This is a genomic window from Streptomyces sp. SLBN-8D4 (assembly GCF_049739545.1).
Classification (GTDB): Bacteria; Actinomycetota; Actinomycetes; order Streptomycetales; family Streptomycetaceae; genus Streptomyces; species Streptomyces canus_C.
This window is the reverse complement of sequence record NZ_JBMGQC010000001.1, coordinates 9,358,178-9,384,418: the sequence shown is the minus strand read 5'-3', so window position 1 is coordinate 9,384,418 and position 26,241 is coordinate 9,358,178. Positions and strand designations below refer to the sequence as shown.

At 71.0% G+C, this 26,241-nt stretch carries 24 protein-coding genes, 4 pseudogenes and 1 riboswitch; of the genes and pseudogenes, 15 read left to right on the top strand and 13 right to left on the bottom strand.

Translation table 11 applies throughout. The features are described 5' to 3' along the window. Positions 1-44 precede the first annotated feature (44 nt). On the top strand, positions 45-734 hold the full coding sequence (locus RKD20_RS42590; protein ID WP_424882406.1) for a TetR family transcriptional regulator: 690 nt from the start codon (positions 45-47) through the stop codon (positions 732-734). Positions 735-920: 186 nt separating this feature from the next. Then, positions 921-1,334: a Zn-ribbon domain-containing OB-fold protein gene (locus RKD20_RS42585; RefSeq protein ID WP_391173952.1), complete on the top strand. Its 414-nt coding sequence runs from the start codon at positions 921-923 to the stop codon at positions 1,332-1,334. A gap of 41 nt (positions 1,335-1,375) precedes the next feature. Here RKD20_RS42585 and RKD20_RS42580 read toward each other — a convergent pair whose 3' ends face one another. After that, positions 1,376-2,728 (bottom strand): Gfo/Idh/MocA family protein, encoded by a 1,353-nt coding sequence (locus tag RKD20_RS42580; RefSeq protein WP_424882405.1) that lies wholly within the window; start codon positions 2,726-2,728, stop codon positions 1,376-1,378. 210 nt (positions 2,729-2,938) lie between these two features. Here RKD20_RS42580 and RKD20_RS42575 point away from each other — a divergent pair. Continuing rightward, positions 2,939-5,687: pseudogene (locus RKD20_RS42575) on the top strand (hypothetical protein). Positions 5,688-5,754: 67 nt separating this feature from the next. Here the strand turns inward: RKD20_RS42575 and RKD20_RS42570 are convergent. Beyond that, positions 5,755-6,135 carry a PPOX class F420-dependent oxidoreductase gene (locus RKD20_RS42570; RefSeq protein WP_424882404.1) on the bottom strand — a complete coding sequence of 127 codons (381 nt, stop codon included), beginning with the start codon at positions 6,133-6,135 and terminating at the stop codon, positions 5,755-5,757. A 475-nt stretch (positions 6,136-6,610) separates the two neighbouring features. On the opposite strand from RKD20_RS42570, the gene RKD20_RS42565 reads away from it, so the two are divergent. After that, positions 6,611-7,978, top strand: coding sequence for a S1 family peptidase (locus RKD20_RS42565; protein ID WP_424882403.1), 1,368 nt, complete (start codon positions 6,611-6,613; stop codon positions 7,976-7,978). 27 nt (positions 7,979-8,005) lie between these two features. Here RKD20_RS42565 and RKD20_RS42560 read toward each other — a convergent pair whose 3' ends face one another. The 3 genes from RKD20_RS42560 to RKD20_RS42550 form a co-directional block, all read right to left on the bottom strand. After that, positions 8,006-8,773 carry an EamA family transporter gene (locus tag RKD20_RS42560; RefSeq protein WP_424882402.1) on the bottom strand — a complete coding sequence of 256 codons (768 nt, stop codon included), beginning with the start codon at positions 8,771-8,773 and terminating at the stop codon, positions 8,006-8,008. 54 nt (positions 8,774-8,827) lie between these two features. Beyond that, positions 8,828-9,013 carry a hypothetical protein gene (locus tag RKD20_RS42555; protein WP_007386663.1) on the bottom strand — a complete coding sequence of 62 codons (186 nt, stop codon included), beginning with the start codon at positions 9,011-9,013 and terminating at the stop codon, positions 8,828-8,830. A 114-nt stretch (positions 9,014-9,127) separates the two neighbouring features. Beyond that, positions 9,128-10,288 carry an ROK family protein gene (locus tag RKD20_RS42550; RefSeq protein WP_424882401.1) on the bottom strand — a complete coding sequence of 387 codons (1,161 nt, stop codon included), beginning with the start codon at positions 10,286-10,288 and terminating at the stop codon, positions 9,128-9,130. Positions 10,289-10,455: 167 nt separating this feature from the next. Between RKD20_RS42550 and RKD20_RS42545 the strand changes: the two genes are divergently transcribed. From RKD20_RS42545 to RKD20_RS42530, 4 genes are read left to right on the top strand one after another with little or no spacing between them, the layout of a single operon-like run. Continuing rightward, positions 10,456-11,421: a carbohydrate ABC transporter permease gene (locus RKD20_RS42545; RefSeq protein WP_424882400.1), complete on the top strand. Its 966-nt coding sequence runs from the start codon at positions 10,456-10,458 to the stop codon at positions 11,419-11,421. Positions 11,422-11,437: 16 nt separating this feature from the next. Continuing rightward, complete coding sequence (locus RKD20_RS42540) at positions 11,438-12,370, top strand: carbohydrate ABC transporter permease (protein ID WP_424882399.1); 933 nt, start codon at positions 11,438-11,440, stop codon at positions 12,368-12,370. A gap of 10 nt (positions 12,371-12,380) precedes the next feature. Beyond that, entirely contained in the window at positions 12,381-13,721 is a 1,341-nt protein-coding gene (locus RKD20_RS42535; protein WP_424882398.1) for an ABC transporter substrate-binding protein, read from the top strand. 29 nt (positions 13,722-13,750) lie between these two features. Next, complete coding sequence (locus tag RKD20_RS42530; protein WP_424883449.1) at positions 13,751-14,953, top strand: Gfo/Idh/MocA family protein; 1,203 nt, start codon at positions 13,751-13,753, stop codon at positions 14,951-14,953. A gap of 29 nt (positions 14,954-14,982) precedes the next feature. Here the strand turns inward: RKD20_RS42530 and RKD20_RS42525 are convergent, their stop codons facing one another. Continuing rightward, complete coding sequence (locus RKD20_RS42525) at positions 14,983-15,678, bottom strand: L,D-transpeptidase family protein (RefSeq protein ID WP_424882397.1); 696 nt, start codon at positions 15,676-15,678, stop codon at positions 14,983-14,985. A 102-nt stretch (positions 15,679-15,780) separates the two neighbouring features. Beyond that, positions 15,781-16,584, bottom strand: coding sequence for an SDR family NAD(P)-dependent oxidoreductase (locus tag RKD20_RS42520; protein ID WP_424882396.1), 804 nt, complete (start codon positions 16,582-16,584; stop codon positions 15,781-15,783). Positions 16,585-16,633: 49 nt separating this feature from the next. On the opposite strand from RKD20_RS42520, the gene RKD20_RS42515 reads away from it, so the two are divergent. Then, positions 16,634-17,179: a hypothetical protein gene (locus RKD20_RS42515; RefSeq protein ID WP_424882395.1), complete on the top strand. Its 546-nt coding sequence runs from the start codon at positions 16,634-16,636 to the stop codon at positions 17,177-17,179. Here the strand turns inward: RKD20_RS42515 and RKD20_RS42510 are convergent. The 4 genes from RKD20_RS42510 to RKD20_RS42495 form a co-directional block, all read right to left on the bottom strand. Next, on the bottom strand, positions 17,170-18,084 hold the full coding sequence (locus RKD20_RS42510) for an SDR family oxidoreductase (RefSeq protein WP_424882394.1): 915 nt from the start codon (positions 18,082-18,084) through the stop codon (positions 17,170-17,172). The two genes, RKD20_RS42515 and RKD20_RS42510, sit on opposite strands and share 10 nt — an antisense overlap. 80 nt (positions 18,085-18,164) lie before the next feature. Further along, positions 18,165-18,539 carry a DUF4180 domain-containing protein gene (locus tag RKD20_RS42505; RefSeq protein WP_424882393.1) on the bottom strand — a complete coding sequence of 125 codons (375 nt, stop codon included), beginning with the start codon at positions 18,537-18,539 and terminating at the stop codon, positions 18,165-18,167. Then, positions 18,529-19,158, bottom strand: coding sequence for an MBL fold metallo-hydrolase (locus RKD20_RS42500; protein ID WP_424882392.1), 630 nt, complete (start codon positions 19,156-19,158; stop codon positions 18,529-18,531). The genes RKD20_RS42505 and RKD20_RS42500 overlap by 11 nt, the downstream gene beginning before the upstream one ends. Continuing rightward, positions 19,158-20,243, bottom strand: coding sequence for an S-(hydroxymethyl)mycothiol dehydrogenase (locus RKD20_RS42495; RefSeq protein WP_424882391.1), 1,086 nt, complete (start codon positions 20,241-20,243; stop codon positions 19,158-19,160). The genes RKD20_RS42500 and RKD20_RS42495 overlap by 1 nt, the downstream gene beginning before the upstream one ends. 139 nt (positions 20,244-20,382) lie before the next feature. On the opposite strand from RKD20_RS42495, the pseudogene RKD20_RS42490 reads away from it, so the two are divergent. Then, positions 20,383-20,634: pseudogene (locus RKD20_RS42490) on the top strand (MBL fold metallo-hydrolase); the annotation flags it as partial. Positions 20,635-20,672: 38 nt separating this feature from the next. After that, positions 20,673-21,002: pseudogene (locus tag RKD20_RS42485) on the top strand (TSUP family transporter); the annotation flags it as partial. Positions 21,003-21,005: 3 nt separating this feature from the next. On the opposite strand, the gene RKD20_RS42480 reads toward RKD20_RS42485, so the two are convergent. Then, entirely contained in the window at positions 21,006-21,293 is a 288-nt protein-coding gene (locus RKD20_RS42480) for a metal-sensitive transcriptional regulator (RefSeq protein ID WP_326672755.1), read from the bottom strand. A 98-nt stretch (positions 21,294-21,391) separates the two neighbouring features. Here RKD20_RS42480 and RKD20_RS42475 point away from each other — a divergent pair, with 98 nt between their 5' ends. After that, positions 21,392-21,964 (top strand): rhodanese-like domain-containing protein, encoded by a 573-nt coding sequence (locus RKD20_RS42475; RefSeq protein WP_424883448.1) that lies wholly within the window; start codon positions 21,392-21,394, stop codon positions 21,962-21,964. Positions 21,965-22,052: 88 nt separating this feature from the next. After that, positions 22,053-23,807, top strand: coding sequence for an ABC transporter ATP-binding protein (locus tag RKD20_RS42470; protein WP_424882390.1), 1,755 nt, complete (start codon positions 22,053-22,055; stop codon positions 23,805-23,807). Between the two features lie 446 nt (positions 23,808-24,253). Here the strand turns inward: RKD20_RS42470 and RKD20_RS42465 are convergent, their stop codons facing one another. After that, entirely contained in the window at positions 24,254-24,547 is a 294-nt protein-coding gene (locus RKD20_RS42465; RefSeq protein ID WP_424882389.1) for a hypothetical protein, read from the bottom strand. A gap of 172 nt (positions 24,548-24,719) precedes the next feature. Between RKD20_RS42465 and RKD20_RS42460 the strand changes: the two genes are divergently transcribed. Further along, positions 24,720-25,085 carry a nuclear transport factor 2 family protein gene (locus RKD20_RS42460; protein WP_020117193.1) on the top strand — a complete coding sequence of 122 codons (366 nt, stop codon included), beginning with the start codon at positions 24,720-24,722 and terminating at the stop codon, positions 25,083-25,085. Between the two features lie 199 nt (positions 25,086-25,284). Continuing rightward, a riboswitch (ZMP/ZTP riboswitch) is annotated at positions 25,285-25,367 on the top strand. A 22-nt stretch (positions 25,368-25,389) separates the two neighbouring features. Beyond that, a pseudogene (locus RKD20_RS42455) lies at positions 25,390-26,241 on the top strand (bifunctional 5,10-methylenetetrahydrofolate dehydrogenase/5,10-methenyltetrahydrofolate cyclohydrolase).

Below are 26,241 nucleotides of genomic sequence, written 5' to 3'. Positions count from 1 at the left end.
TGCACCCAGTGCCATACGGCGTTTCAGGTGCTACGTTCGCGACCATGAGCTCCACCAAGCCCGCCATGCGGGACGCGCTGGTCGCGGCCGCCTTCCAGTTGTTCCTGGAACGGGGTTACGAGCAGACCACCGTCGACGACATCGTCACGCTCGCCGGGGTCGGGCGCCGCTCGTTCTTCCGGTACTTCCCGTCCAAGGAGGACGTGGTCTTCCCCGACCACGAGCGGTGCCTGACCGACATGACGGCCTTCCTGGCCGCGAGCGACCCCGGGTGCGACCCGCTCGAACGGGTCTGCGAGGCGGTGCGGCTGGTGCTGCGCATGTACACCGAGAACCCGACCTTCTCGGTCCAGCGCTACCGCCTCACCAAGCAGGTGCCGGGGCTGCGCGCCTATGAGCTGTCCGTGGTGTGGCGCTACGAGCGCTCCTTCGCCGAGTATCTGCGCGGGCGCCTGAAGGGGCTGCACGACGGAACGCTGCGGGCCGACGTGATCGCCGCCGCCGTGGCCGCGGCCCACAACAACGCCCTGCGCTCCTGGCTGCGCTCGGACGGGCAGGGCGACGCCGAGGAGGCGGTGGAGCACGCGCTCGGCTATGTCCAGGCCGCTTTCGGGGCGGCCGGAGCGCCGGCCGCCGACGCGCCGCCCGAGGACGTGGTGGTGATCGTCGCCCGCCGCGGCGCCCCTATGTGGCGCGTGGTCCAGGAGATCGAGTCCACGCTCGACCGGGACTGAGCCGCGCCGGAACCGGCCGGGGGAGCCCGCGAGCCGCCCGCCCAAAAAGAGGGTACGCAGTACCTTTACGGCCGACACTCAGTGCCATACGCTGACGATGTGCACGGCGGCACGAGGAGCCGCGCACGTCCGTGCACGGTTACCCGAGCACGTGGGATTCCGGCCGAGCGCAGGGAGTTGACCAGCGTGTACCACCACTCAGGAAGCATGGCTCGTCAGGCAGCCGGATCCGGGACGGGCTTGCTCGAGCCCGCCGCCCCGGCCACGGACGCGATCCTCTTCCAGCGCTGCACCTGGTGCGGCACGGCGATGTACCACCGGCTGCTGTGTCCGGTCTGCCAGGGCGGAGACCTGCGCACGGAGCGCAGCGAGGGGGTGGGCACGGTCCGCCACTCCACGGTGGTCCACCGCAACACCCCCGCGGCCCGCAATGTGTCGCTGATCGAGCTGGCCGAGGGCTTCGTCGTCCGGGGCCGGGTCATGGGCCCGCCCGCCGCGATCCACAGCGGTGACCGGGTGCGGATGTCGACGGCCAAGGACCCGGTCCGCGGCGAACCGGTGTTCCAGCTCCTCGACGAGCCCTACCGCGCCTGGAGCTGACGCGCCGTCGGTCCCGCGCGGGGCGCACGGGCCCGCATGTCTCACCATGCCCCGGGGATCAGATCGCGCACCCGCACCGGCTGCCCCGTCTCGAAGCACCGGTTGGCGGCGATGCCCACGCCCAGCGCCAGGGCACCGTCCCGTTCGGTGGCCGTCGGATGTGTCGCGGCACCGGCGTCCTCACTCGCGGGCACCGCACCGCTCTCCACCGGCCCGAAGAGGGCGTCGAGCATGCGCGGGTCTCCCCCGCCGTGCGCTTCGTGGGCGGTGACCAGCGGCACGTCGACCGGGGGCTGCCACAGGGGCCGCAGGGTGAGACGCGCGCCGCCCGCGTGGTCGGCCGCGGTGTCCCCGTGCAGCGCGCCGCTCGCCGAGGTGATCCTGGTCCGGGGCGCCTGCCAGCGGCTCTCCTCGACCTCCAGTTCCAGCCGGCCCGCGCTGCCGTTGAACATGACCCGGTAGCCCTCCCAGGGGGAGTAGGCGGTGAGGTGGTACGTCATCGTCGCCCCCCGGGCGTGGCGGACCACGAGTGCCATGTCGTCCTCGATGGTGACGGGCCCGTCGAAGACATTGCGGTCGCGCAGGTATCCGTCGTCCCGCTCCGCATCCAGATACAGGGCCCGCAGGGTGTCGTCGGCCGCGAGATCGAGGGCGAAGGGGTCGTCGGCGGCCGGGGCGGCCCCGTGCGCCCGGGTGTAGTCGCGGCGCAGGCCATGGCGTGCGCCCGCCTCAGGGCCGTAGAAGCCGAGCCGCCCGTAGCCGAAGACCTCCTGCGGCTCGTCGGCGAGCCACCAGTTGACCAGGTCGAAGTGGTGGCTCGCCTTGTGGACCATCAGGCCACCGCTGTACCGCTTCTCACGGTGCCAGCGGCGGAAGTAGTCGGCTCCGTGCCGGGTGTCGAGGAGCCATTCGAAGTGCACGGAGAGGATCTCGCCGATCGCCCCGTCGGCGAGCAGGGCACGCACCTTCTCGTGCACGGGGTTGAAGCGGTAGTTGAAGGCGACGGTGAGGGAGTTGCCCGTGGCCTTGACCGTGTCCAGGATGCGGGCGCAGCGGTCGGCGTCCACGGTCATCGGCTTCTCGGTGACCACCCGGCAGCCCGCCTGGAGCGCGGGGACGATGTAGCGGTCGTGTTCGGCGTCGACTGTGGTGACGACGACCTCGTCGATGCCCTCCTCGGCGAGCAGGCGGGCGAAGTGTTCAGGCTCCCCCTGGGCGGCGGCGGGTTCGCCGGCCTCGGCCAGCAGACGGTTGTGGAAGGCCATACGGGTGGGACTGGGATCGCACAGGGCGGCGACGCGGTGGCCGGGGCGTGCGGCGAGGGCCCGGGTGAACAGCTGGGCGCGGTGGCCGGTGCCGACGACGGCCGCGCGGAGGTGGGGAGTTCGGCTCATGGACAGCGCCTCCCCCGACCGGTGATCCGCTAGTCCCCGCGACGTCGTTGGCTTGTTCGCGTCGTCGGCCCGCGATCCCCGGTTGCGCACAGACAACCCACAGACACCCCTCCCCCGTCCTACGTGACGCGAGAGGCGCCCGGGACCGACGGGACGTCTGCGCACGGGGTTTTGAGGAGAGAACCATTGAACCCTGCCCGGCGAATATGCGTGACCGCCGTGGCGGTGCTGGCGGCCCTGGCGGGCTCGCCCGGACTGGCACAGGCTCAACAGCCGTCCCAGACAAGGCTGTTGAGCACTACGGACGACAACAGACTTCCGCGGGGATGGCGGATCGACGGGGAGCACGGGTCGCGTGAGCTGGTCTGGCGCGCGTCGAAGTCCGTGCCCACGGGGGACGCGCGCGTGGAGTTCCGCGCAGGCGACCGGCTGCTCGGTGTACCGAAGCCGGCGAAGGACGGGCGGACCTTCCGGCTCGCCCTCGACGAGGTCGGCTCCACCGCACTGACCGACCTGCAAGTCACCGCCGCGGGACGCCGGTTGGACGCGGCGGCCGACCAGCCGCGCGAGTCCGACGCACCAGGGGTGCGGCTCCCCGCGCAGGCACCGGCGAACGGTGTCGATCCCGGGAAGCCCGGCTCGTACCGCACGGTCAGCGGCTCGTACGACCTCGCCCCCGTGCGCCTGCCGGGCTTCGCCACCCCGGTCGAGATGCGGGCCCAGGTGGTGGCGCCCAAGGGTGCCGCCGGCAGCCGGCCCCTCGCGCTGTTCCTGCACGGCCGCCACTCCACCTGCTACAAGCCGGGCAGCGAGGACGACACGACCATCGACTGGCCCTGCGCGGACGGCTACAAGCCGATCCCCAGCGACAAGGGCTACCTGCGCGACCAGAAACTCCTGGCCTCCCAGGGCTATGTGACCGTGTCGATCTCGGCCAACGGCATCAACGCCCAGGACTGGCAGGCCGAGGACGCCGGCGCGCAGGCGCGTTCCTCGCTGGTACGGCAGCACCTCGCCCACTGGGCCGACTGGGCCGCCCACCGCTCCACCGCCCCGGCCGTCGTACGCCAGGCCCCGAAGGCCGACCTCTCCCGGGTCCTGCTCGTCGGCCACTCGCGTGGCGGCGAGGGCGTCAACCGGGCCGCCATGGACAGCCTCTACCCGCCGCCCGCCGCCGCGGACGGTTACCGGGGGCCGGTGCGCTGGAAGATCCGCGGGACCGTGCTGATCGGACCGACGATCTTCGGCCAGAATCCGGTCGCCGACGTGCCGTCCGTGACCCTGCTGCCGGGCTGCGATGGCGATGTCTCCGACCTCCAGGGCGAGGACTTCGTCGACGGCACCCGCGGTGTCAGCCGGGGCACCGCGCTGCACAGCGCGGTCTACGTGGTCGGCGCCAACCACAACTACTTCAACAGCGAGTGGACTCCGGGCCAGGCCGAGGCCCCGGCCCAGGACGACTTCGGGACCGACCCGGACCAGACCGACCCGGTGTGCACGCCGGGCGCCCCGACCCGGCTGACCGCCGCCCAGCAGCACAAGGCGGGATCCACCTACATCGCCGCGGCGGCCCGGCTCTTCGTCGCCGGGGACGACCGGGTGCGTCCGCTCCTCGACGGTTCCGGCAAGCGGGCCCCGTCCGCCGACCCGGCCCGGGTGCTGACCACCCCACGCCGTCGGCGGCCGCCGCGGCGGCGGCTTCCTGCCCGACGCCGGGGTCAAGGTGACCGGTGCCCGGCTGTGCTCGGCGATCGACCCCGATCCGGCTGTGGCCTGTCTGGACCCGGAGACCCCCGGCTCGTCCCCGCACTTCGCAGGGTGGGAGACGGAGAAGGAGACCGGCCGCGGCGCGGTGGACCTGAAGTGGTCCGCACCGGGCGCGGCCGCACGCGTCACCCCCGCCAAGCCGCTCTCCCTGCACGGCTCCCAGAAGCTCGCGCTGCGGGTCTTCGTTCCGCCGAACACGATCGGTACGAAGTTCGACGTGTCCGTCACCGACTCCGCGGGCCGTCGGGTGACGCTGGGCCGGGCCGAGGTGGCGGGCCTGCCGGGCTCCGCGAGGACCGCGTCCTACTGGGCCCAGGAACTGCGGGTCCCGCTGACGGCGGCGACCCGGGCCGGGCTCGATCTCCGGCACGTGAAGTCCCTTGAGCTGACGCCCCGTTCGCGGTCCGGGCGGGCCTGGCTGATGGACGCCTGGGGCTGGGCGCCGGGCACTCCCGCGGTCAAGGCGGCCGCGCTGCCCCGCGTCGACGTGGGGCGCACGATCGTCAAGGAGGGCGACTCGGGCACCCGCACCTACCGGATCCCGGTCAAGATCTCCGGGCACGGCAGCGGCCAGGTCCGGGTGTACGTCCTCGAACCGGACAGCGGCCGGGCCCAGAGCAAGCTGGTGACGGTGCGGCCCGGCAGCCACGCGATCGACGTGCCGGTCGAGGTGAAGGGCGACACGGTCTACGGCGAGGACGTGCAGCACGACATCGCGGTCAAGGCCGTCCACAGCGCCGTCATCGGCAGTCACCGGGGCGGGCTCACCGTAGAGAACGACGATCCCGAACCGGTGATCACCCTGTCGCCGGTCGCGGACCGGGTGACCGAGGGAGAGACGCTGACCTGGCGGCTGTCCATCGACGCGCCCGTGACGGTGGACATCTGGCAGCCGGTGCGGGTGCTTCCGGTCACCGAGGGCACCGAGCTGTCCACCAAGGACGTGGACCCGCAGTGGCTCAAGGACTGGTCCGGTGACGCGCCCGACCCCGAGCGCCGGCTGTCCGACGCGAACCTGTGGGTGTGGCTGAACATCCCGCCCGGGAGCACCAGCGTGGACTTCATCACGCCGACCGTCCGGGACCAGGTCGCCGAGCCGACCGAGTCGATGCGCCTGGCGCTGACCGACCGCAACGCCGACCCGCTGCCCGGCCGGCCGGCGCTGACGGGAACGGTGCTCGACCGGCCGTGAACCCGCTGCCGTCCGGCAGCTCGCGCTGACCCTCTGAGCGGGGCCCGGTCCGACCGGGCCCCGTTCGTCACAAGGTCACGCGGATTCCGACCGTCCCGTCCGTTCCCCGGCGCAGCCTGCTGCCGAGGAGCGTGAGCCGGCCGAGGATGCCGTACTTCCGGGCCAGGAGCTGCCGGTAGCGGGCGGTGGTCGCCGCGTCACAGATCTCCGCCGTGGCCGGGATCTGGTCGCCGGTCGGGTTGCCCCGCACGTCACAGGGGCCGACGAGGACGTCCGCGCGCGCCCTGATCCGCTTCACCTTCCAGGAGTCGGCGGCTGACCAGGCGCCGAGCGCCTCCCCGTCGCGGACCACCCAGACGGGGGTGGCGACCGGCGTGCCGTTCTTCCGGAAGCTGGTGAGCAGCAGGTACTTGCCGTTACCGAGCCGCTCCAGCGGCGTGTCGTCCATGCCGGAAGTCTAGGCAAACATGTTCGATCGGCGCAGGTGCGGTGCGCGCCGGTGCGGTGCGGGTCGCGGGGTGTGGAGCACGGGGGCGGGGCGCGTGCGTGCCCTTCATCGTGGACCACCCCGTCGACCTGCTGCTCGGCCCAAGGGATGGCAGGTCTTCCACATGGCGCCCCTCAAGTAGCGGCACATGCGGACCGGCGACGCCCCTTCGGCTCACGTGGACGTGTACGGGCGGGCCGCGCCCTGCCGACCGGAGCGCACAGCCCGGGTCTCACCGGAAGGGGGCCGTATGCGGGGAGATCCGGCCAACACAGGTCCACGCGTGGCTGGTTGAAGCGCCCCCGCAGGCCCCCGCCGTACAGGATCACCCCCTGTCGTGAACGCGCCCGGCCCGGGGCGCGTATGCAAGGAGGGTGCTCAACGACCGGAGGGCCCCGCGGTGCAGACACCGCTTGTTCTGGTTCGGGAGCCATGCATGAGGCACGCACGACGACGGGTCGTCCGGCGAGTGACACGGCTGGCGGCAGTCGGCGGACTCCTCCTGGGGGGTGCGATGGTCACGCGGGCCGTCGCCAGCGAGCCTCCCGCGACCACCGCCGTGCCGCGCACCTACGCCATGGAGGCGGGGCGGACGGGGGAGGATCTCGTGTCTCGGCTCGGCAGCTCCCGTACCGCCGGCACCTGGATCGGCGCCGACGGCAAGCCGGTCGTCGCGGTCACCGACGAGCAGGCGGCCGCCGAGGTACGCGCCGCGGGTGCCAGGCCGAAGGTCGTCGGGCACAGCATGGACGAGCTCAAGTCGGCGGCGAAGACGCTGCGTTCCGCGCCCCGGGTCGCCGGGACCGCCTGGTCCATGGACTACCGGACCAACGAGGTGGTGGTGCAGGGCGACAGCACCGTCTCGGCGTCCGACTGGGCCACGATGACGAAGGTCGCCCACGGCATCGGCGGCTTCGTCCGCATGGAGCGCACCGAGGGCAGCTTCACGCCCCGCCTGAACGGGGCCCAGCCGATCCTGTCGACCGGCGGACGCTGTTCGGCCGGCTTCAACGTGACCAACGGCCAGAGCGACTTCATCCTCACGGCCGGGCACTGCGGCCCCACCGGTTCGACCTGGTTCGCGGACACCGGGGGTACCAACCAGCTCGGCAAGACGGTCACGCAGAGCTTCCCGGGCAACGACTTCTCGCTGGTGCAGTACGCCGACGGGAAGGCGGGCGACGGCGCCGGTGTCGTCTTCATCGGCAACGGCAAGGGCGTGCAGATCACCGGCGCGGGCGATCCGTCCATCGGCCAGCGGGTGTTCCGCAGCGGCAGCACCAGCGGGCTGCGCGACGGTCAGGTGACAGGGGTCAACTCGACGGTGAACTACCCGGAGGGCACGGTCACCGGGCTGATCGAGACGAATGTGTGCGCCGAGCCCGGGGACAGCGGCGGTCCGATGTTCTCCGAGGGGATCGCGCTCGGCATCACCTCGGGCGGCAGCGGTGACTGCACCCAGGGCGGGACGACGTTCTTCCAGCCGGTGACGAAGGCGCTGACGGCACTGGGCATGCGTTTGATCGTGTCGAACCCGACGGCCGCCGGCGGGGCCTCCCCCGCACCGTCGGCCACCTCCGCACAGGGCTCGATCGCTCCCGGTGCCGCCTCTCCCGGTTCCTCGGCCGCGGTGCAGGGGGCCCAGGGCACGCCCCTGCTGAGCCGGCTCACGGACACCCGGAACGTGGGGCCCGGTCTGCTGGTCCTCGGCGGGAGTCTGATCGCGCTGGTGGCGACGCGGTACATCCGCTCGGAGCAGGACCGCAGGGCGTATCAGCGGTATTACGGGGCGACTTGGGGCTGAGCCACGGTCCTGCTCAGCCCGGGCTTCTCATCCCAGGCTGAGCAGGACCGTGGCGATCCCCGCCCCCAGCAGGCCCACCATCTGCTTGGGGCTCAGGCGCTCGTGCAGCAGGGCGAGTCCGAGGATCACGGGAAGGGCCGGGTAGAGGGAGGCCAGGACCACCGCGACGGCCAGCAACTGCCGCTGGGCGGCCAGCAGATAGAGGATGAGCGCGAGGGCGGCCCCCGCTCCGACGAGCACCGCCTGGACGGCGGGCAGAGGCGGCAGGCGCAGGCGCCGGGGGTGACGTGCCGCCGAGGGCAGCAGCACGAGTACGGCGGCCACCCGTCCGGCGGCCACCGGCCACAGTCCGCCAGCGGCACCGGCCTGGGCGAGGGCGATGTACTGGAGGGCGACGCCGGCACTGGCCAGCAGCCCGTCGGGGACGAGGACGATCCCCAGCCAGGCCACGGCCGTCGGCCGGTCCCCCAGCAGCACCCCGCACACCACGGAGAGGCCGACCCCGGTGACGGCGCTCACAGGTACGACGACGCTCATCGCGCCGTGGCTGAGGCCCCGGTTGAGAAAGTGCATGGCGGCGCCGCTCCCGACGCCGGAGAGCGCGCCCCACAGGAGGTCGACGGGCCGTACGGAGTCGGCGGGAAGGAGCAGCGCGGCCGTGGTCGCGAGCAGCAGGCCGCCGACCTGGCCGAGAAAGGTGACGGCCGCGAAGTGCGCGCGACGGGACAGCAGACCGCCGGTGAAGTCGACGATGCCGTAGCAGACCGCCGAGGTCAGTGCGAGGAGAGGGCCCATCCCGTCAGGGGTGCCCAGGGACGGGGCGGTGATGCCCCGGGGAGGTCCTCGGGGTCAGGCCGCCCGGACCGGCTGCGGAGCGGCGGCGGCCCACTCCAGGACGAGGCGCTGATATTCCTCGCGCTGCTCGCCGCTCAGTGTCCCGCCCGCCCGGCGCCACAGGGCCCGGATCTCCTCGTTGACCTCGTCGGCCGATCGATCGGTCACGGGTTCAACAGTGGTGGACATGGTGTGAAGCATACGGCTCCGGAAGTGAAGGCGCCGTGAGTAATCACAACAGAAACGGGCATATCGGATCGTGTTGCTGATCACGTCCCTGTGCTTGCGCCTCCCTGTCAAGACCTGTGGCCCGCTTCACACTTCGGCCACACCGAGGACCAGCACCTGGATCGCCAGTACGGCGGCTCCGCGGGCCCAGTCGTGAAAGTCGGACACTCTGGTCTCCAGGTCGATCGGGGTGGCCAGGGGGTGGCGGCGGGCGCGGATCGTGTCCTCCACGGTCTTGCCGGCCACGTCCATCAGCCCGACGCCCTCTCCGGCGAGCATGATCTTCTGCGGCATGGCGAAGTTGGCGATCTGGGCGACGAGGACACCGAGAGCGCGCCCGGCCTCGTCGATGACACGGGCGGGCATGGGGTCGCCCGCCGCGGCGAGGGCGAGGATCTCCTCGTAGCTGTGGTCGCGGCCGGTGGCGGCCTGCACCTGGTAGCGGATGTTGGGGATGGTGAGCAGGGAGACGGCGCTGCCGCGGTTGCCGTCGGGCGTGAGGGGCCCGTTGGGGTCGATGATCCAGTGCCGCCCGAAGCCCCGGTCCTCCTCGGCGTAGGGGACGCGCCGGCCGCCGAGGACCAGGCCGTAGCCGATGCCTGCGCCGATGGTGAGGACGACGAAGCGGTCGAGGCCGCGTCCCGCGCCGAACCACGTCTCGGCCTCGACGAGGGCGGCGACGTCGTTCTCGACGACCACCGGCAACCCCGTGCGCTCCTCGACGAGTTCTCCGAGGGGGACGTCCCGCCAGTGCAGGAACGGGGACTCGCCGACCACGGCACGCTCCTGGACGAAGCCGCCGACCCCGATGCCGATACCGGCGAGCCGCGGGTACGCGCGGGCCAGCTCGTGGGTCATCTCCGCGAGCAGGTCGGCGACTTCGGCGGGGTCGTGGCTGACAAGGGGCCGGTCGTGGCGGGCGACGATCTCGCTCCGGAGGGTGGTGACGACGCCGTAGACCATGTCCTCCGTGATCTTGAAGCCGATGAAGGACCGGGATTCGGCGACGACGTCGAGGGGCTGCGAGGGGCGCCCCTGGCGCACCTCGGCCGGGGTGCCCGCCTCGGGGACCTCGATCAGCAGACCCGACTCGATGAGCGGTTTGGTCAGCCGGGTGAGGCTGCCGGCGGAGAGGTCGAGGCGGCGGGCGAGTTCGGTACGCGACAGCGGGCCGTGGACGAGCACCTCGATCGCCACCGAGCGCTCACCGGCGCTCAGGGGTAGCCAGCTGGCGGCAACTGCGGTCATGAAGGTCAGACTCCCACATGATTTCTTTCACCATAAAAGCAATGCACCCAGATTAAGGTCACGAAGGCTGTCCTGAAAAGGCACCGCCCCACCTCTTGACGGTTGGATTCTTTCGAGACAAAAGTAAGTGGCCGAGGACGAGCCACCGAAGACGAGGGAGTCTCCCGATGACCATCGCCTCCAGCAGCCCTCCGTCGCGTCTGCCGCTCGGCGGCGCCGAGGGGGCACGGACCGAACCGGGCACGGACCGGCTCCCAGGCGGGTCGAACGGGGGTGACGGGCGTCTGGCCGCGGTGTTCATCGCCCCGGCCCTGGTGGGCTTCGTGGTCTTCCTGCTCTGGCCGACGCTGCGGGGCATCTATCTGAGCTTCACCCGCTTCAATCTTCTGACCCCGGCGGAGTGGGTGGGGTTCGCCAACTACGACCGGATGATCCACGACCCCATCTTCTGGGAGTCGCTGAAGGTCACCGTGGAGTACGTGGTCATCAACATCGGTGTCCAGACGGTGTCCGCCCTGGCCATCGCCGTGCTCCTGCAGCGCCTCACGCAGTCCCCGCTGCTGCGCGGGATCGTGCTGACGCCGTATCTGATGTCGAACGTCGTCGCGGGTCTGGTCTGGCTGTGGATCCTCGACAACCAGCTCGGCATCGGCAACGAGATCATCGCCGGGCTCGGCTTCGACCGCGTCCCCTTCCTCGCCGACGAGACCTGGGCGATCCCGACGATCGCCCTGATCAACGTGTGGCGGCACGTCGGCTACACCGCGCTGCTGCTGTTCGCGGGGCTCATGGCCATCCCGAACGACATGTACGAGGCGGCGAAGGTGGACGGCGCGAGCGAGTGGCGGATGTTCTGGCGGATCACGATGCCGCTGCTGCGTCCGGTCCTTGCGGTCGTCCTGATCATGACGGTGATCGGTTCGTTCCAGGTGTTCGACACGGTCGCCGTGACCACCGGGGGCGGCCCGGCGAACGCGACCAACGTGCTCCAGTTCTACATCTACCAATCGGCCTTCGGCCGCTTCCAGTTCGGCTACGCGTCCGCGATGTCCGTCGCCCTCCTTGTCGTGCTGAGCGCGATCACCGTCCTGCAGTACCGGCTCACCCGGGCCGGCCAGACCGATCTCGGCTGACCCGGAAGGAGTCCACATGGCTGCCGTGACCACCACCACGCCCACGACGACACGTGTACGGCCCACCGGGCGCCGCCCCCTCACCCCCGGCCGGGTCCTGGCCTGGACGGCGATGGGCGCGATCGTGCTCGTGACCCTGCTGCCGTTCTACTGGATCCTGCGCACCGCGCTGTCCACCAACTCCGGCCTCGCCGCCCACGCCTCCGACCCACTGCCGGTGGACCCGACCGGCACCGGATTCGCCCGCGCCCTGGGCCTGGAGTCCACGAAGGACGCGATCGCGCAGGGCGGTGCGGGCGGCGGGCTGAAGTTCTGGCGCTATCTGCTCAACTCGGTGATCGTCTCGACCCTGGTGACCGTCTGCCAGATCTTCTTCTCCGCGATGGCCGCCTACGCCTTCGCCCGGCTGCGCTGGCGGGGCCGCGACCAGGTGTTCGCGCTGTTCCTGGCCGGGCTGATGGTGCCGACCATCTTCACGCTGCTGCCGAACTTCGTGCTCATCAAGGAACTCGGTCTGATCGACAACCTGTTGGGCATCGCACTGCCGACGATGTTCATGACGCCGTTCGCGGTGTTCTTCCTGCGGCAGTTCTTCATGAACGTGCCCCGCGAGGTCGAGGAGGCGGCCCTGCTGGACGGCGCCGGGAAGGTGCGGATCTTCTTCCGGGTGCTGCTGCCGATGGCCTCCGCGCCGGTCCTCACCCTGGCCGTGCTGACGTACATCACGTCCTGGAACGACTACTTCTGGCCGCTGATGGTGTCCTACAGCGACGGCTCCCGCGTGCTGACCGTCGCGCTGGCCATCTTCCGGGCCCAGACCCCGCAGACGGGCGTCGACTGGTCGGGCCTCATGGCGGCGACGCTCATCGCCGCGCTGCCGATGCTGCTGCTGTTCGGGTTCTTCGCGCGCCGCATCGTGTCCACCATCAGCTTCACCGGGATCAAGTGAGGGACTACTGATGCGACTTCGTACGCTGACCGCTCTGGCCGGCGCACTGGCCCTGTGTCTGACGGGGTGTGCCCGAAGCGGCTCCGCCGGGTCGTCCTCGAACACGGTGACGTACTGGCTGTGGGACTCCAACCAGCAGCCCGCCTACCAGGCCTGCGCCGCGGACTTCGAGCGGCGGAACCGCGGACTCCACGTCAAGATAACCCAGTTGGGCTGGGACGACTACTGGACCAAGCTCACCGCCAGTTTCATCGCGGGCACCGAACCGGACGTGTTCACCGACCACATCCAGAAGTTCGGCCAGTTCGCCGACCTGAAGGTCCTCGAACCCCTCGACGACCTGGGCATCGACGAGTCCGCCTACCAGCCAGGGCTTGCGGCCAACTGGATGGGGCAGGACGGCCACCGCTACGGCGCCCCCAAGGACTGGGACACCGTCGCCCTCTTCTACAACAGGAAGCTGACCGACGCGGCCGGGCTCACGGCGGACCGGCTGAACAATCTGGCCTGGAACCCCAAGGACGGCGGCACCTTCGAGAAGGCCGTCGCCCACCTCACCGTCGACAGGAACGGCAAGCGGGGCGACGAACCGGGCTTCGACAAGCACAATGTCAAGGTCTACGGCCTCGCCACCAACGGCGGCGGGGACGGCGACGGCCAGACCCAGTGGAGCACCTTCACCGCCTCCGCCGGCTGGAGCTACACCGCCAAGAAGCGGTGGGGCACGAAGTACCGGTACGACGGCCCCGCCTTCCAGTCCGCCGTCAAGTGGTACTTCGGACTGGCGAAGAAGGGCTACATGGCGCCCTTCACCGACTACAACTCCCAGTCCAACCAGGCCAACACCCAGATCGCGGCGGGCAAGGCGGCGACCGCCTTCGACGGGGCCTGGATGATCTCGACCTACGCCGGGTTCAAGGGCCTCGACATGCGCACCGCCGTCACCCCCGAGGGCCCCACCGGCAAGCGGGCCACCATGATGAACGGGCTCGCCGACTCCATCACCAAGAACGCCCGCAACAAGGAGGGCGCCCGCAGGTGGGTGAAGTACCTGGCGTCCGACGAGTGCCAGAAGACGGTGGGCGGTTACGGCATCGTCTTCCCTGCCACTCCTGACGGCACCGCCGCCGCGGTGGCCGCCTACAAGAAGAAGGGGATCGACGTCACGGCCTTCACCGAGCCGGTCGCCGACAAGAAGGACTTCACGACCTTCTCCTACCCCATCACCAACTACGCGGCGGACGTGTACGCGTTGATGCATCCCGCCATGCAGGACATCTTCGGCAACGGCCGGTCCGTGACCAGCCTCGACGAGACCAACGACCAGATCAACCTGATCCTCTCGCAGTGATCCCGCGACCAGTGAAGGGCACGCACTCCATGACGTTCTCCCTCGGCATCGTCGGCGCCGGCCAGTTCTCCGGCCAGTTCGCCACGCTGTTCCAGGCCCACCCCGGTGTCGGCGACGTGTACGTCACCGATCTGCTGCCCGAACGGGCCGAGCAGCTCGCCTCGGCGCAGGGGCTGGCCGGCACCTTCCCCACGTACGAGGCCATGCTGGAGTCGAAGGAGGTCGACGCGGTAGCGATCTTCACCCAGCGCTGGACGCACGGACCCCTGGTGCTCCAGGGCCTGAACGCCGGCAAGCACGTGTACTCCGCGGTCCCCATGGCGATCACCACCGAGGAGATCGCGGCGATCATCGACGCGGTCCGGGCGACCGGGCTGACGTACATGATGGGCGAGACCAGCCAGTACAACCCCGCGACCGTGCACGCCCGCAACCAGATCGCCGAGGGCGCCTTCGGACGGCTCTTCTACGCCGAGGGCGACTACGTCCACGACATGGACCTGGGGTTCTACGAGGCGTACCAGTACAGCGGCGGCGAGAAGTGGAAGGAGACCGCCAGCTATCCCCCGCTGCTCTACCCCACGCACTCGGTGGGCGGGGTGCTCGGCGCCTGGCAGACGCACGCGGTGAGCGTGTCGGCGATCGGGGTGGTCGACGACCGCGGGGACGGCGTGTTCGACAGGGAGGTCAGCCAGTTCGGCAACGACTTCTCCAACGCGACCGCGCTGTTCGAGGTGGCGGGCGGCGGGTCGTTCCGTACGAACGAGTTCCGGCGGGTGGGCTACCCCTCCCACATCCGGGAGTCGCGTTTCCGGTTCTTCGGGACCGAGGCGAGCATGGAGCAACTCGCCACGGTCGCCCTGTGGCAGGACAAGAAGGGCGTGCAGGACATCAGCGAGCTCCTGGAACCCAAGCCCACCATGGCTCCTGACGATCCGTCACTCCAGCACATCGCGCCGGACCTGCGGGCCGCGTTCACGTCCGGGTCGGCGCCGGTGCACGACCGGGCGCGGCTGCCGCGGGAGTTCGACCACCTGCACAACGGCCACGAGGGCAGCCACCACTTCCTGGTGGACGACTTCGTGACCGCGGTGAACAGCCGCACCCTGGCGTCGGTGAACGCCTGGGTGGCGGCCCGCTACACCCTGCCGGGCATCGTCGCGCACGACTCGGCGCGGCAGGGTGGAGCCAGGCTGGAGATCCCGGACTTCGGGGACGCGCCCGAGGCGTGAGGAAGGCCTCGCGCCGGGCGCCTGGTGTCTCAGGTGCCCGGCTTGCGGCCGTACACGAAGACGTCGTCGCCCGTCTTGAGGAGGGACCAGTACTTCTTGGCGTCCTTGGGCGTCATGTTGGTGCAGCCGTGCGAGCCGGGCGGGTTCCACATGCTGAGATTCACCGAGTGGAAGGCCTGGCCGCCGTCGAAGAACTGGCTGTAGGGCATCGGCACGTTGTAGATGTTCGAGACGTGATCGATGTCACGCCAGTAGATCTTCTTCAGACCGGTGCGGGTCTCGTAGCCGTTGCGGCCCGTGCGGACCGGGACGGGGCCGTAGACGAGCCGGCTGCCGTCCTGGATCCAGCTCAGCTGGAGGGTGAGGTTCACGCAGGCGATGCGGCCCTTGTTGGTCGGGCACTTGCCGTCCCTGTTGGGGTTGCTGCCGACGGCCTTCTGCTTGTTCATGAGGTCCATCACGCCCCAGGTGACGGAGCCCGCGTACCCGATGTTCGGTGTGATGCCGTGCTTGGTCTGGAAGGCCCTGATCGCCGTGCAGTCGGCGGCGGACTGCCTGCCGTCGACCGGGCGGCCGAGGAACTTCTCGACCTGCTTCTGGTACGGCCCCGCCTGCGTGGTGCAGCCGGCCGCCTGCGCGGGCGCGGCGCCCAGCGCGATGGTCAGCGGTGCGACGAGTCCGGTGATCCCGAGCGCGACGGCACCCCGTCTGCGTATGTCCCCCATGGCCTGTCCCCTTCATAGGTCCTGCGATCTCTAACCTCTAGACAGGTCTTCGAGCCACTTCGTTGTACCGCGGGGGACGCTGGAACGGAACGGTGACAAATCTCATGACGGAGCCCCGCGGTCCGGATGGACCGTCGCGTGGAAGCCGGTGTTGACCGCGGTGAGGCCTCCGTCGACGACCAGCGCGGTGCCGGTGATCCACGCCGCGTCGCGGGAGGCGAGGAAGGCGACCGCGGCGGCGATGTCCTCGGGCTCGCCGACCCGGCCGAGAGGATACAGGCGCCGCATCTCGGTGAGCTCGCTCTCCCGCCCTTCCCAGGCCGAGGTGCGGACCGTGCCAGGGACGACCAGGTTGACGCGTACCCCGCGGGCGGCCGCGTGCCCGGCGAGGGTGCGGGTCAGGGAACCGAGACCCGCCTTGGCGGCGCTGTAGGCGTGGTTGCCGAAGTCCTGGAGGCCGTTGACCGAGCCGATGTTGACGATCGCCCCGCGACCGGAGGCGACCAGGTGCGGCAGCGCGGCCCGCGCGCAGCGATACGGTCCGCCCAGGGTGATGTCCAGGTCACGCGCCCACTCCTCGTCAAGGTCGTCCTCGAAGAGCGGGGTCTCCGGGGTGCACCGGGCGGCGCAGTTGACCAGGACGTCCAGCGAGCCGAACGCGTCGACGGTGTGGGCGACCGCTGCCTCGACGGCCGTACGGTCCGCCACATCGCACTCCAACGCCCGTGCGGTGAGGCCCTGTTCACGCAGGCGCGTGGCCGTGTCCTCGACCGTCTGCCCGTCGCGGTCGGTCAGCACGACCCGCGCCCCCTCCTCGGCGAGCCTGCGGGCCGCCGCCGCGCCGATCCCGCGGGCGGCGCCCGTGACCAGTGCCGTGTATCCCTCGAAGCGCTCGGTGTGGGTCATGGGCCGAAGATAGCTGCTCGGTGATCAACGGGGCAGATACCGTGCGCCCATGTCCGCGTTCATACAACAGCTCCCCGCGCTCATCGGCGTCGTCATCGGCGCACTCGGCTCCTACGCGGCGGTGGTGCGGGGCGACCGGGTGCGGTTCCAGCGGGAGCAGGCGGCCCGCTGGGAGGACCGCAAGTTCGCGGTGTACGCCGAATACGCACGGGCGTTGAAGAGGTCCGTCACGCTGACCTACCGGGTCGCCGCCCACTTCGGCAACGATCCGCACCCGCACCCCTTGACGCCCCAGGAGGCCGAGCCGCAGCTGGCCGAGGCGACGATCGCACGGGACCCGGCCGGGGAGGCGCTGATCCTGCTCGGCAGCCCCACGGTGGTGGAGCGGGCCCGGACGTGGGTCGTCACCGTGATGGAGATGGAGGCCTTCCTGCGGGCGGAGACCCGTGACCCGGCCGCGTGGCAGGCACTGATGGACCGGCAGCGCGCCGGACGCGAGGGGTACTACCGGGCCGTACGGGAGGATCTCGCGCTGCCGCCGGGCCACTCGGCGCGCTGGGCGCTGACGTCGAGCGGCCCGCCGTCTCAGCGGTAACCGGTCACATCCGCCGGCTTGTCCGCGTCCTGGACCTCGACCAGGTAGCGCCAGGCGTCGGGGCGGCTGCCGTCGAGGTCCGTGAAGCCGTACGTCCGGGCGAGCGAGCCGCTGTCGAGGGACTGGCCGTTCCAGCGGGCCACGTCAGGGTCGGCGGCCAGCGCGGCGACCGCGCGGCCCACGTAGTGCGGGGTCTCGGAGATGGCGAAGTGGGGGACGCGGTCGAGGGCGTCGCGCCAGTTGTCCTCCCGCACGCCGAAGGCGTCGAGCATCATCTCCGAGCGCAGCCAGCCCGGGGTGAGCGCGACGGCGGTGGCACCGCGCGGGCCGAGCTCGTGGCCGAGCGCGAAGGCCATGCGGATGACGGAGGTCTTGGCGAGGTCGTAGAAGAAGGAGTTGCGGTAGTTCTGGCGGTTGTAGGTGTCGGTTCCGTCGGTCATCTCGACGACCAGGCCGCCTGGGCGGCGCAGCAGCAGGGGCAGGGCGTGGTGGCTGGTGATGGCGTGGGTGTCGATCGCGAGCCTGAGCAGCCGCAGGCCGTTGTCGAGGTCGTGCTCCCATACGGGGCTGTCCCACTCGAAGAGGTGTTCGCCGCCCCAGATGTCGTTGACGAGCACGTCGAGGCGGCCCTGTTCGTCGGCGACGCGGTCGACGAGCGCGCGGACCTGCGCGGGGTCCAGGTGGTCGGTGGGTACGGCGATGCCGTGGCCGCCGGCCGCGGTGACGAGGTCGGCGGTGTCCTCGACGGTCTCGGGGCGGTCGTAGTCGGAGCGGCGGGCTCGGGTGCTGCGCCCGGTGACGTAGACGGTGGCGCCCGCCGCCCCCAGTTCCACGGCGATCCCGCGTCCGGCTCCGCGTGTGGCCCCGGCGACCAGCGCGACCCTGTCTGCCAGCGGTTGTGACATGTCCGACCTCCCGTTGTGTGCGATGTGGAGTCGAGCATCGCCGGAAAGTCGGACAACCTCTGTCGTGATTTACCGGAGAGTCACCCGGCCGCGCGCAGTTTCTCGTCCAGGGTGTCCAGATCGGGCAGGAACCAGATGTGGCCGCCCTGGTTGGTCTCGTGGACGAAGTCCCTGAGGGCCGTGCTGTCGTCGAGGTGGCGGGTGACGTCACCGACGACCGCCAGCCGGACCCGGTAGGTCACGAACTTCTGCATCACCGCGCCCGCGACCCCCGACCGCAGCCGGAAGAACTCCTCGGCGACCCGTGCCACGGGTACGGCGACCACCTGGGCGTCGCGGCCCATCGCGTCGCCGATCAGGTCGAGGGCCGCCCGCTCGCCGTCCAGCGGCGGGCCGTCGGGGGCGCAGTGCAGGACGTTCAGGCCGTTCAGGTGCACGAGGTCGTCAGTGGCCACGGTCGATCCATTCCTGCAGGTGCGGGGCCTCGGCGCCGATCGTCGTCGGGTCGCCGTGGCCGGTGAGGACCTTCGTCTCGGGCGGCAGGGCCAGCAGCCGCTCGCGGATCGAGTCGATGATCGTCGGGAAGTGGGAGTACGAGCGGCCGGTGGCGCCCGGACCGCCCTGGAAGAGGGTGTCGCCGGTGAAGACGGTGCCGAGGCCCGGGTCGTAGAGGCAGACCGCGCCCGGCGCGTGGCCGGGGGTGTGCAGCACCTGGAGGTCGATGCCCGCGGCCTCGATGACCTGGCCGTCGCGCAGATGGGCGTCGGGGTCGCGGTCGGGGTGGGTCTGCTTCCACAGCGGCAGGTCGTCGGGGTGGAGCCAGATCGTGGCGCCGGTGCGGTCGGCGAGGGCGGGCGCGGCGTCGATGTGGTCGTTGTGGGCGTGGGTGCAGACGATCGCGCTCAGCCTGCGGTCGCCCACGGCCTCCATAATGGCGTCGGCGTCGTGGGCGGCGTCGATGACGATGACCTCGTGGTCGTCACCGACGATCCAGACGTTGTTGTCGACGTCCCAGGTGCCGCCGTCGAGGCTGAACTGCCCTGAGGTCACGAGGCGTTCGATGCGGGCGGCCATCAGAACACCACCACCGAGCGCAGGACGTCGCCGTGGTGCATGCGCTCGAACGCCTTCTCCACCTCGTCGAGTTGGATGGTCTCGGTCACGAACGCCTCCAGGTCCAGGCGGCCTTGCAGATGCAGGTCGATCAGCATGGGGAAGTCGCGGGAGGGCAGACAGTCGCCGTACCAGGACGACTTGAGCGAGCCACCGCGCCCGAAGACGTCGAGGAGCGGCAGATCCAGCTTCATCTCCGGGGTCGGCACACCGACCAGGACGACCGTGCCGGCGAGGTCGCGGGCGTAGAAGGCCTGCTTGTACGTCTCGGGGCGGCCGACCGCCTCGATGACGACGTCGGCGCCGAAGCCGCCGGTCAGTTCGCGGATCGCCTCGACCGGGTCGGCGTCCTTCGAGTTCACGGTGTGGGTCGCGCCCATCGTGCGGGCCTTCTCCAGCTTCCGGTCGTCGATGTCCACAGCGATGATCTTCGCCGCGCCCGCGAGGTTCGATCCCGCGATCGCCGCGTCACCGACGCCACCGCAGCCGATGACGGCGACGGTGTCGCCCCGGCCGACGTTCCCCGTGTTGATCGCGGCGCCGATGCCGGCCATCACACCGCAGCCCAGGAGGCCCGCCACCGCGGCCGAGACCGAGGCGTCGACCTTGGTGCACTGTCCGGCGGCGACCAGCGTCTTCTCGGCGAAGGCACCGATGCCCAGGGCGGGCGAGAGCTCGGTCCCGTCGGTGAGGGTCATCTTCTGGCTCGCGTTGTGCGTGTTGAAGCAGTACCAGGGCCGACCGCGCCGACAGGCGCGGCAATTGCCGCACACGGCACGCCAGTTGAGGATCACGAAGTCGCCGGGCGCGACATCGGTCACCCCCTCGCCGACCGACTCGACGACACCGGCGGCCTCGTGACCGAGCAGGAAGGGGAAGTCGTCGTTGATCCCGCCCTGCTTGTAGTGCAGGTCGGTGTGGCAGACCCCGCAGGCCTGCACCTGTACGACGGCCTCCCCCGGTCCCGGATCGGGCACGACGATCGTCTCCACCCGCACCGGCTCGTCCTTGCCGGGTGCGATCACCCCGCGTACCTCCTGCGCCATGGCCCTGACCCCTTCCGTCGCCCGGTGTACGTCCCTTCGACCCTACGCGTGACTGATCAGTAACGGCACCGGTTCCAGGACGGAAAAATACCCCCGGGGGTACCTCACCCCGGGTTTTCGCGAGGCGAGGAGTGCTCTCGTGTACTTCGTCGACGCCATCGAGGTGCCGGGGCTGGGCAACCGCGGCTACCTGGCGGGCGGTGCCCGCAGCGCCGCGGTGGTGGATCCGCCGCGGGACGTGGACCGGGTGATCGCGGCCGCGGCCCGGCGCGGGGTGCGGATCACCCATGTCGTCGAGACGCACGTCCACAACGACTACGTGACCGGCGGCCTGGAGCTGACCCGGATCACGGGGGCCGCCTGTCTGGTGCCGGCCTTGGCGCGGGTCGCGTAGCCCGGACCCGGGTGCTCGGCACGGTGACCGGGGTGCTCGGCGCGGTGACCGGGGTCCTTGGCGTGGGCGGCGGATTTCTCGCCGTACCGGCCCTGGTGAATGTCCTCGGCCTGCGCATGAGGGCCGCCGTCGGCACCAGCCTCCTGGTCATCACCGTCAGCTCCCTGGCCGCACTGGCGGCCCGGGCGGGCACGACCGTGGACGTCGACTGGGGTGCCGTCACCCCCTTCGCGGGGACTGCGGTGCTCGGCGCGTGGGACGGCAGGCGCCTGGCGGCCAAGGTGTCGGCCGGCGCACTCCAGGGGACGTTCGCCGTGTCGCTGCCGGCCGTGGCCGCGTTCATGCTGGCGGACGCCGTCCTGTGACGGTCACGCCAGGGACAGGAACAGCTTCTCCAGCCGGGCCTTCATCTGCGCTGTCGTCTCGCCGTCGACCCGGTTCCCCTCGGGATCGGTCAGACACTGCTGAAGCCCGGTCGCGATGATCGCGAAACCGGCCCGGTCGAGGGCGCGGGAGGCTGCGGCGAGCTGCGTGACCACGTCCTCGCAGTCCCGGCCCTCCTCGATCATCTTGATCACTCCGGAGATCTGCCCCTGCGCCCGGCGCAGCCGGTTCAGCACGGACTTGAGCTCATCGCCCTCGAACTGAAGCTCCACCATCACTCCTCTGTATACCCGTGGGGGTATTTTACCTCCTCGGGTCACTTCCAGCTGTCATCAGCCTCTCAGGAAGGTTCACGTACGCCATGACCCATATGACCCCCATGACTCCCACCGCTCTCGACGCTTCGCAGGCAGCCGCCCGCCTGGACGAACTGACGGTCGTCGACGTCCGGACCCCGGGCGAGTACGCCTCCGGACATCTGCCCGGCGCGCTCAACATCCCCCTGGACCAGCTCGGTCGGGCCGTGCCCGCACTGCGGGAGCTCCGCCGCGGGCTTCTCGTCGTCTGCGCCTCCGGCGTGCGTTCACTGAACGCGTGCGGGGTCCTCGCCGAGCACGGCGTACGGGCCCTCACCCTGACCGGCGGCACCCAGGGCTGGGCGGCGGCCGGGCAGCGGCTCGACCGGCCGGCCGCGGGCGCCCGTGCCGTCTGGGCCATGGAACGCCAGGTCCGCCTCACCGCGGGCACCGTGGTCCTGGCCGGGCTCGGGCTCGGACTCCTGCACCCCGCCTGGCAGTTGCTCTCCGCGGCGATCGCGGGCGGACTGGTCTTCTCCGCGCTGACCAACACCTGCGGCATGGCCGCCCTGTTGGGCAGGCTGCCGCTCAACCGGTCACGGGCCACCGACCTCGACACGACCCTGGCCGCGCTCGCCCACCGCTGACCCCGGCGGCGCCGGAACCGGCGAGCCCCGCGGGAGAGCGCCGACGTAGCCTGAAGGCTTCGCACACCGCCGGGACCCGAGGAGCACCGTGAGCAGCACCGAGACGGAGACCGGGCCGCCGACCTGGCGGCTGCTCCTCGGATACGTACGGCCGCATCGGTGGACTCTCCTCCTGGGTGCCGTGCTCTCGCTCCTGACGGGGGCCACGGGTCTGCTGCTGCCGCTGGTGGCACGGGAGTTGATCGACGATCTGTCCCACGACCGCACGATCACCGGCGCGTTGTTCGTGATGTCGGGGCTGGTCGTCGCCAACGCGGCGGTGGGCGCGCTGGGTTCGTACGTGCTGCGGCGCACCGCGGAGTCGGTGGTGCTCGGAGCGCGGCGCGCGCTGTCGTCGTATCTGCTGCGCCTGCGCATCACGGCCGTGGACCGCACCGAACCCGGCGACCTGATGGCCCGGATCACCTCGGACACCACCCTGCTGCGCGAGGTCACCACCGACTCGCTCGTGGGCCTCGGAACCGGCGGGCTCACGCTGGTGGCGACCGTGGTGATGATGGGCCTGGTCGATCCGGTGCTGCTGGGCGTCACGCTGGCGGTGATCCTGGTCGCGGGCACGGTCCTCGGGGTGATCGTGCCGCGCATCAACCGGGCGAGCCGGCAGGCCCAGGACGCCGTCGGTGTGATGGGTGCCGCGCTGGAACGCATCCTCGGGGCGCTGCGCACGGTCAAGGCGTCCGGTGCCGAGCACCGCGAGGAGCGTTCGCTGCACGCGGCGGCCGAGGAGTCGTGGCGGCAGAGCGTGCGGGCCGCCAAGTGGTCGGCGGCCGCGGGCAACACGGCGGGGCTCGCGATGCAGATCGCGTTCATCACGGTGCTCGCGGTGGGCGGCGCGCGGGTCGCCACCGGGGCCATCGAGGTCGGCACGCTGGTCGCGTTCCTGCTGTACGTCTTCTATCTCATGTCGCCGATCCAGCAGGTGGTCGGTGCGATCACGCAGTACCAGACCGGGTCCGGGGCGCTCGCCCGTATCCAGGAGGCGCTGCGACTGCCCGCCGAACCGGCCGCGCTGCCCGCGCCGTTGCCCGCCGACGGGGCCGCACCGGCGTCCGTCGCCTTCACGGACGTCCGGTTTCGGTATGCCGACGATCTGCCGTATGTCCATCACGGGGTGACCTTCGATGTCCCGGCGCGGGGGATGACGGCGTTCGTCGGGCCGTCGGGGGCCGGGAAGACGACGGTGTTCTCGTTGATCGAGCGGTTCTACGATCCCGGGGCCGGGGTCGTGACGGTGGACGGGCGGGACCTCGCGGAGTGGGATCTGCCGCAACTCCGGTCCGCGATCGGGTATGTGGAGCAGGACGCTCCCGTCCTGTCGGGGTCGCTGCGGGAGAATCTGCTGCTCGGCAATCCGGAGGCGGACGAGGACGCGGTGACGCGCGTCCTGAAGACGACGCGGCTCGACGGTCTGGTGGCCGAACTGCCCAGCGGGTTGGAGACGCTGGTCGGGCACCGTGGGACCAAGCTGTCGGGCGGGGAGCGCCAGCGGGTGGCGATCGCCCGGGCGTTGCTGCGCCGGCCCCGGCTGTTGCTCCTTGACGAGGCGACGTCCCAGCTGGACGCGGTGAACGAGGCGGCCCTGCGGGACACGGTGGCGGATGTCGCGCGGACGACCACGGTGCTGGTCGTCGCGCACCGGCTGTCCACGGTGACGATGGCCGACCGGATCGTGGTCATGGACGCGGGACGAGTGCGGGCGGTGGGGACGCATCGGGAGCTGGTCGCCGGGGACCCCTTGTACGCGGAGCTCGCGGCTACGCAATTCCTGGCCACCGCGGGGTGAGCGCACTGCCGGGCCTCGCCCGTCAGCACCCCGGCCGCTCTCCGTCGCCCGCGCGAGGGCGCGGCGGCATGGGCGTCGACTACGCCGACCCGGAGCGCCGCTTCGACTGGACGGCGTACGGCGAGGGACTGGCCCGGCTGTCCGACACGCACCGCCTGGGCGTCGCCGTGACTGCGCTTCACGTCCAGCACCTCGCTCATGTATCAGCCGCAGTACGCCGTCAGCGCCCGGTACTGGCCGTGGACGACTGGCCGCATCCCTGGCCCCGGCCGGCCGCCGCGGGTGAGCGGGTGCTGTTCTCGCTGGCCGGCGCCTACGCGTGGAACATCTCGCACCACGACTCCCTGATGCACCCCGGCCCGGGCTCCACTTCCTGGACGCGTGAGACGACATGCGTCGAGGGCCGCCCGGTGATCCGGGCGGCCCTCGGTTCTTGTCCGGGAGGGTCAGTGGACGGCCGGCACCAGCCCGGTGACGGGGGCGACGAGGCCGGTGACCTGGCCCAGCTGGTTCAGGTCGTTGACCCGGTTGAGGCCGGCCAGCTGCCGGGAGACCGGCGGGATCTCGTCCTTGTGCTCCGCGGGGATGTCACTCATCGCGAGCGAGTCGATCACCGCGATCGGGGTGAGCCGCCCGGCGTTCGGGGCGGCCGCGTCGGCCGCGTTCGCGAGGGGGGCGGCGATGCCGGTGACGCCGACGGCGAGACCGACGGCGGCGACGATACGTCGAGTTGAGATCATGCTCTCAGCAACGCGGTCGGGCCCCTCGCGGTCACGGCCGCCTGCCGCCCCTCACCCGTCAGGCGGAGCGCCCGCTCTGCGCTTGCCGTGGTCGCCGGGGCGGAGGAGTCTCGAAGAAACAGGGCCTGCGCGGTCCGCTCTTCGTCGGGCCGGGCCCTCGAAGGAGGTCACCATGGGCACCGCGGCAAGCTCGGGCTTCGACACCGACACCCTGCGCCGGGGCATCGAAGGGCACACCCCCGAGACGCTTCTGTCTCTGTACGCGGACGACGCGGAGATACGCCTCGTCAACCGGAACGCCACACCCAGCCACCCCAAGGTCCTGCACGGCCGTGACGAGATCGGCGAGATGCTGAGCGACGTCTACAGCCGCGACATGACCCACAAGCTGGAAGGGTGCGTGGTCCAGGGCGATCGCGCGGCCTACAGCGAGTCCTGCCAGTACTCGGACGGAATGCGCGTCCTGTCGGAGTCGATGGTCACCCTGCGCGACGGCAAGATCTCCGAGCAGATCATGGTCGAGGCGTGGGACGAGTAGGAAACCCGAACCGAGGGGGCCCGTCGTGTCACGACTGTGACCTGGGCCTTCTCGGTCCGTCCGGGGCGGACTCGGCGGCACGATCCGTTTCCGCAGCAGCCGCGCGAAGCCGGCAACTGCGGCTGCGGTCCTGGCCCGGGAGATCGCCCCGGCTCCCGGGGCCGCCCGGACGGCTCCGCCACAGGAGAGGTTAATGTGAGCGCCGGACCGTGACTGGCGCTGAGGTGGAGCACCACCGTGGAGCGGTCCGCACACTCGATGCCGTGCGCCTGGGCGATTCCTTCGATCGGCTCAGGAGTGGATCATGTCTCAGGCACGGCTCATTGACGGCACCGCGCTCGCCCGGCGCATCGTCGAGGACACCGCGAAGCGGGCGGCCGACCTCACCGGGCGCACTGGACAGGCGCCCTGTCTCGCGACGGTCCTGGTCGGCGAGGACCCCGCCTCCGTCACCTACGTCCGGATGAAGCGCAACCGGTGCCGCAAGGCCGGTATCGAGTCGCGGCACGTGGAGTTGCCCGCTGCCACCACCACCGAGGAACTGGTCGGCACCCTGCGCGTCCTCTCCGCCGACCCCACCGTGCACGGCATCCTGCTCCAGCACCCGATGGGCCCGCACATCGATGAGCGGGCCGCGTTCGAGGCGATCGCGCCGGAGAAGGACGTCGACGGGGTCACCTTCGCCTCCTTCGCGACGATGAGTTTCGGGCTGCCGGGCTTCGTGTCGTGCACGCCCGGCGGGATCATGCGGCTGCTCGACGAGTAGGGCGTCGACCCGGCCGGAAAGCGGGCCGTGGTCGTGGGCCGCAGCGCGATCCTCGGCAAGCCGGCCGGGATGCTGCTGCTCGCCCGGGACGCCACGGTGACCTACTGCCACTCCCGTACGGCGGACCTGTCGGCGGCCGTACGGGAGGCGGACATCGTGGTCGCGGCGGTGGGCCGGCCCCGGCTGATCCGGGGCCAGGACATCAAGCCCGGCGCGGTCGTGGTCGACGCCGGCTACAACGAGGGGAACGTCGGTGACGTCGACTTCGACTCCGCGGTGGAGCGGGCCTCGCTGATCACGCCGGTGCCGGGCGGGGTCGGTCCGATGACCATCGCCACGCTGCTGGAACAGACCGTTCGTGCAGCGGAGGCGGCCGCCCGGCAGGGCTAG